The organism is uncultured Actinomyces sp. (genome assembly GCF_963526355.1).
In the GTDB taxonomy this organism is placed as follows: Bacteria; Actinomycetota; Actinomycetes; order Actinomycetales; family Actinomycetaceae; genus Actinomyces.
The window spans coordinates 1-5,894 of the sequence record NZ_CAUROW010000106.1; the positions used below are offsets into that span (position 1 = coordinate 1).

Consider the following 5,894-nt stretch of genomic DNA (forward strand, 5'->3'; position numbering starts at 1 on the left):
AGAGTCGTCTTATGTTCTGCACCCCGGTCTGGCGCAGAGTCAAAGAACATCTCTGCAATGGTGGACTCTTCCTTATCGGATTGGGGGTGCTGTTCATCCTTATTAGCGTTCAGCAGTTATTCTATGAAACAGCCTCGGTGAGTGACTCGGATAGGCTTTACGCGGTGCTGTTTCTTGTTCTTGCTCCCGTGTTAATGGTTTACCCCTTATACAAGATCTATGGATGCTTCCAGCGAGTCGTCGTGGATGACCGAGGAATTCGTGCCGGGAGGAGGACCTGCGCCTGGCCGGAGTCCCGCTCCGGACTGTTCGTCGCCGGGGACCGGATCTTCATCGTGTGTGCCAACGGGCGGCACTTCGCCCTGGACGGTGCCGGCGTCACGTGGGGGAGCTTTCGGCAACGGCAGGAGCAGCTGATCGCCAGATGCGAGGCGATCTGGCTCTGGGGCATCGCGCATGGTGCCACCCGAGAAACCGGCCGCTATATTCCCGTTCCGGATGCGGACATGCAGAAAGAGCGCGAGATCCTCGAACGAGGCATCGGTTTAGCGGTTCCGCGTCGGGGTCAGCCCGCTTGAGTCTGCGCGGCGAGGGCCCGGTGGCGTCGGATGAGGAGGACGGCTGCAATGATCCAGCAGACCGCGCCGGCGCAGATCCCTGCCATGAGCGACCACATGAATGGGCGGAAGGTGAGCCCGGCGCCCACGAGGACCGTATCGGTGTCGCTCAGGTCGTCGCATGAGACGCGGTAGTTTCCCGCTTTCGCGGTTTTGAATGTCAGGGCGGATTCGTAGTCGCCGTTGTTGTTGGAGATATGCGATCCGGTGCTGCGGGAGACGGGGACCTCCTTGCCGTCAGGGGCGGTGACGGTGCAGGTGCTGACGATGGCGTCCTCCGGTACGTAGAGGGTCCGTTCCTCGTTGCTGCTCAGGCTGACCTGCTGCCCGTTAGCGATGATGTCTCCGCCGGTGGCGATGCTGGCGGCGACGATGACGGAACCGATTCCCGCGATGAACGCTCCCAGTAATGGGCCGGTGATGAACAGGATGATCGCTGCAACCAGCTTCCCCGCATGGGTGGGACGAGGGCGCTGCTGTCCGTAGGGAGGCACAGCCTGATAGGGAGGCTGGTACGGCTGCTGGTACGGGGGCTGATTCTGGGGAGTCGACATCGATCCGTTTTCTAGGCGTGCTTCAACTGTCGTCGTAGCGTAACGAATCAGGTTTCCCGCAGAGTGGCCTTTTTCGGCGTATCAGCTGGTGGACCCTCGATATGGGAAGTCCCAGCTTCTTCACCATGAGCGGGTTGTGAGGATGTTCCGTACCCTGGGACGCGAGTCGTCGGTTCGGAGTTCTCCCCTGTGTAACGTGTTGTCATGTGCGAGTACCCACCTGACGGGCTCATATCGCCGGGCTCCGTCCGCTCGGCCCCAGCCGGCGACGGCGCACAGACGGGTCAGCTGCTCGACGAGACCGCTGCCGACCTGGCACTGCGAGCCACCCGCTACCTGCGCAACCACTTCCGCGATCGTGTCACTATCGGGGACCTCTCGGCGTGCCTCGCCTACAGCCCCTCCCACCTCACTCGGGTCTTCACGGCCGCCGTCGGCACCTCGCCCATGGACTACCTGGGTGCCTGGAGACTGCACGAGGCCAAGCACCTCCTCGTCACCCACGGCCTGGGCGTGGCCGAGACCTGTCACGAGGTCGGCTACACCTCGGTGGGCACGTTCAGCAGGCGCTTCCTGCGCGACGTCGGAACCCCGCCTGGCGCCCTGCGCCGTATCGCCGACCGGATCGCCGAGCGAACCCTGCCGGCCGTGAGCCTCCTGGTGCCGACGGCGGAGAGGATTCGCGTCCGCCCGGACGTCTCTGAGAAGATGCGCCGCGCGCTCGGACCGGCCCCCTATCAGTGGGTCGGCACCTTCCCCCGCCCCGTCCCCAGCGGGCTACCGGCCACCGGGACACTGCGCCGACACATCGATGAGGTCGAGCTTCCCGTGGTTCCCCACGCCCCGTGGATCCTCGCCACCATCCTCCCCGACGGCGCCGACGCATGCGAGCACCTGGCGCCCACGAGCCCACTCGTCGCGCGACTGCGTGTGCCTGAGACTCCGGTCGCCGCCCCCGTCGCCCTTCCGGTGCGCGCCGCCCTCCCCTGGGACCCCGCGGTCCTCGTGGCCCTGGCGGCCATGGTGGTCTGAAGACAGCAGGATCGGAGTCGTACCGGAGCGCCTATCGGTCTACCGTCATGGAGCGTCATGACGTCCCTCGACATGCAGCTGGATACGTAAGGAGCCACTGATGACCGACACCACCGCCAACGCCCCGACCGCCGAGCGTCTTGCCGGCTTTCCCTGCTGGATCGAGCTGTACACGCCGGACATCGACGCCTCGGCCGCGTTCTACCGGGGTCTTCTCGGCTGGGAGATCACCCGCGCCGAACCCGGCGGACCATTGACCACCGAGGTGCATCACGACGGTCGGCTCATCGGATCCTTCGAGCCCGCCGCCGAGGTCCCGGATGATTCCGGCTGGCGGGTCAGCTTCATGGTCGACGACGTCCGCGCCGCAGCCGGAGCCGCCGAGAGGACCGGTGGCAGTGTCGTTGTGGAGCCCACTGGCGTCACTGAGACCATGGCCTACGCCCTCGCCTCCGATCCCGACGGAAACGTCGTCGGGCTCCTGGAGGATGAGGACTTCGAGGGCCCCTACCCCTCCCGGGCGGGCATGCCGGTGTGGTTCGACGTCCTGGCCGGCGATCTGGAGTCCGCGGAGCGCTTCTACCGGGAGGCGGCCGGATGGCCCACCCGCCGGTTGACGATTGCCGACCAGGAGCAGCCCTACTACACGAGCATCGTTGGGGGCGCCCCCGTGTGCGGCGTCGGGCGGGCCGGCTACTTCGGAGGTGAGCAGGCCCCCTCACGCTGGCGCATCTACTTCGCAGTCGAGGACGCCGACGCCGCCGCCCGGCGGGTGCGCGAGCTCGGTGGGTCCGTCATCGTCGAGCCCATCGACTTCACGTTCGGACGCATGGTTGAGGTGGCCGACCCGCACGGGACGCGCTTCCTGCTCACCTCCTGAAGGGTGCCGACATCCGGCACATCGGTGTACTCCATGATGGTCGGCCGTTCGTGAGCGCGCCTGCCACGACGGCTCCCCCGTCCGCCGCTGATTCCGCCTGGAACCCTTCAGCCTATGGTGACACCGGGTGGGCTCGTCAGGGTGGATCTCCCCATGGGGAGCGCTCGCTGTTGAGCCCCGCGGAGCGGAATCAGCCTTTAGGCTGACCGCAGTCGGCGACCGCTGGACTCACGGACTGGATTTCTGCGGGCCCAGGGGCGGAAGGAGGAAGGGTGAGCAGCAGCGAGTGGGTGACCCACGCGGGGCATGACTGGCGGGTTCTGGCCCCCGATCGACAGGATCCCGATCACCTGGGGCTTGGTGTCGCACTCGATTACGGCGCCGTTGACGAGGGCCCCTCGCAGATCGGCGCGCTCGCTCTTCTCGCAGCGGCGCTGAGAGAAGACCTCCAGCAAGGTGTCGGGGACGGTCGATCATCAGGCCCCTCGGTCTCGGTGGATGTGGGCCCTACCTCCACCACCGTCACGATCCGGGGACGACGGCCCGACGTTCTGGCCCTCTGGGATCGCCTCGGAAACCTCTTCGCCGCACCGCACCTGGCCGTGCCGGTCGAGCCGGTCCCCACCCCCAAGCCGTCCTGGCCGCAGGAGCTGGCCGTCTACACCGGTGCCAATGCGCTGACGCTGGGAGACCTGAGCATTCGGGGCACCCGGGACCTCGCCGTCGCAAACGCCCTCCTGGCCCACCTGGCGCCCGAAGCCGGTCGAGTCCGTCACGTCTTCATCACCGACGACCCCCGGGCCGTCGGCGTCGGATGGAGCGGACGGGCGCCCTACGGCTCGGCGCCTGCGCGGCCGCCCCTGCACCACGGTCGCCAACCCGCCCTGGTGCTCTGCGACCGTGATGACGTCATCGCCGCAGTGGCCTTCCCCGCAGGGCCGGAAGGGCGCGCTGGGGCGAACGTCTTAGGCCTGAGCATCGGGCAGGCCCTGGCCGACCTGGGTGTCCACGAGCAGCCGCGCCCGGAGCTGATCTCGCTGCGGAACCTCGACGTCATGATCTTCTCCCTGGCCGATCAGGACCTCGCCAAGGCTCACCGGCGTCGTATCCTCGACCAGGTGCTCAGCGGGCGGCGACGTCCCGCCGACGAGCTCGTCGACAGGGCCGGGGCCATGACCGCCCCCGGTCTGACTCCTGACGCCCGCGCCCTGCTGGACTCCTCCCTGCGCCTGGCGGGCCAGGTGCCGGTTGGACAGGTGGCGGCTCCCGACGGCGGCTTCGTCGACACCCCGCTGCTCACTGCTCCCGTGCCGGCCGCAGCGACCCGCCGCGCCTACGAGGAACTGGTCTCACGCATACACGTCCCCCTGCTCGATGACACCGAGGATCTTGTCAGCGCCGGCTTCGTCGATGTGAGGAAGCCGTGGCTGCCCGACGACGCTGACAGCCTCCTCTGGGCGGGGTCCCCCTCCCAGGAGGATGCCGAGCCGAGTCTTCGCCACACTGTCTATGTGGGCGACCACTTCGTCGCCGAGGGCTTCTACCTGCGGGACCGCGATGCGGACGGCCGGATGAGGAACCAGGCCCTGGGACGGGCCCACATCATCAATCTCGACAACCTGGCCGTCATCGTCCGCAGGACGGATGCCGTCGTCGACTTCATCGACCACCAGCTCAACAGCGTGCCCCTGCCGTGGCCGGACATCGTCACCTCCCCGACCTTCAAGGACGACCTCGGTCCCCACGTCGATGCGCTCCCGCGCTACCTCCGTGAGGGCTGATCGGGTCGAGGGCGCGGGCCGGTCATATCCGCCGGTACTCGACGGGCTGCGCGCCCCGGAACCGGGTGTGACGCGGCGAGCATCATCTAGGCTGACGCCGTGAAGATCCTGCTCCTGGGCTCCGGCGCGCGCGAGCACGCCCTGGCCCGCGCCCTCGCCCGTGACCCGCAGACCACTGAGCTCGTCGTCGCCCCCGGCAACCCCGGGACCGCGGCCATCGCCACGAACCTCAACATCGACCCCTGTGTGCCCGAGGAGGTCGTCGCCCTGGCCACGCAGATGGGGGCCGACCTCGTCGTCGTCGGCCCCGAGGCGCCTCTGGTCGCCGGGGTCGCCGACGCCGTGCGTGACGTCGGGATCCCCTGCTTCGGCCCTGGTGCCGAGGCCGCCCGCCTGGAGGGCTCGAAGGCCTTCGCCAAGGAGGTCATGGCCGCCGCCGGCGTGCCCACCGCCGAGGCCGCCGTGTGCACCACCGAGGCCGAGCTGACCGCCGCTCTGGACCGTTTCGGGGCGCCCTATGTCGTCAAGGAGGACGGTCTGGCCGCCGGCAAGGGCGTCGTCGTCACCGACGAGCGCCCCGTCGCCCTGGTCCACGGACGAGCCTGCCTGAGTCGCGGCGGCCGCGTCGTCGTCGAGGACTACCTCGACGGCCCCGAGGCCTCCCTGTTCTGCGTGTGCGACGGTGCGACCGTGCGCCCCTTGGCCCCCGCCCAGGACTTCAAGCGGCTCCTCGATGACGACGCCGGCCCCAACACCGGCGGTATGGGTGCCTACTCACCCCTGCCCTGGGCCCCGGCCGACCTGGCCGAGCAGGTGGTGCGCGAGGTCGCCCAGCCCGTCGTCGACGAGATGGCCCGCCGCGGCACCGGCTTCATCGGACTGCTCTACTGCGGCCTGGCCCTGACCGGTCGCGGGCTGCGCGTCGTCGAGTTCAACGTGCGCTTCGGCGACCCCGAGACCCAGGCCGTCCTGGCGCGCCTGACCTCCTCCCTGCCCGAGCTGCTCCACGCCGCCGCCACCGGCCGCCTCG

General features: G+C 68.6%; 5 protein-coding genes and 1 pseudogene. 5 read left to right on the forward strand and 1 reads right to left on the reverse strand.

Going from position 1 to position 5,894, the window contains the following annotated elements; translation table 11 throughout:
- Nucleotides 1-578 (forward strand): annotated as a pseudogene (locus RWR81_RS12015) (hypothetical protein); the annotation flags it as partial.
- Here RWR81_RS12015 and RWR81_RS12020 read toward each other — a convergent pair.
- Nucleotides 566-1,111 (reverse strand): hypothetical protein, encoded by a 546-nt coding sequence (locus RWR81_RS12020; RefSeq protein WP_314457969.1) that lies wholly within the window; start codon nt 1,109-1,111, stop codon nt 566-568. The pseudogene RWR81_RS12015 and the gene RWR81_RS12020 overlap by 13 nt on opposite strands.
- Nucleotides 1,112-1,375: 264 nt before the next feature.
- Between RWR81_RS12020 and RWR81_RS12025 the strand changes: the two genes are divergently transcribed.
- From RWR81_RS12025 to purD, 4 genes are all read left to right on the forward strand, one after another.
- On the forward strand, nt 1,376-2,203 hold the full coding sequence (locus RWR81_RS12025; RefSeq protein WP_314457970.1) for an AraC family transcriptional regulator: 828 nt from the start codon (nt 1,376-1,378) through the stop codon (nt 2,201-2,203).
- 100 nt (nt 2,204-2,303) lie between these two features.
- Nucleotides 2,304-3,083 (forward strand): VOC family protein, encoded by a 780-nt coding sequence (locus tag RWR81_RS12030; protein WP_314457971.1) that lies wholly within the window; start codon nt 2,304-2,306, stop codon nt 3,081-3,083.
- 272 nt (nt 3,084-3,355) lie between these two features.
- Nucleotides 3,356-4,864, forward strand: coding sequence for a hypothetical protein (locus RWR81_RS12035; RefSeq protein WP_314457972.1), 1,509 nt, complete (start codon nt 3,356-3,358; stop codon nt 4,862-4,864).
- 99 nt (nt 4,865-4,963) lie between these two features.
- Nucleotides 4,964-5,894 (forward strand): phosphoribosylamine--glycine ligase (gene purD, locus RWR81_RS12040; RefSeq protein WP_314457973.1); only part of this gene is annotated, 931 nt, incomplete at its 3' end.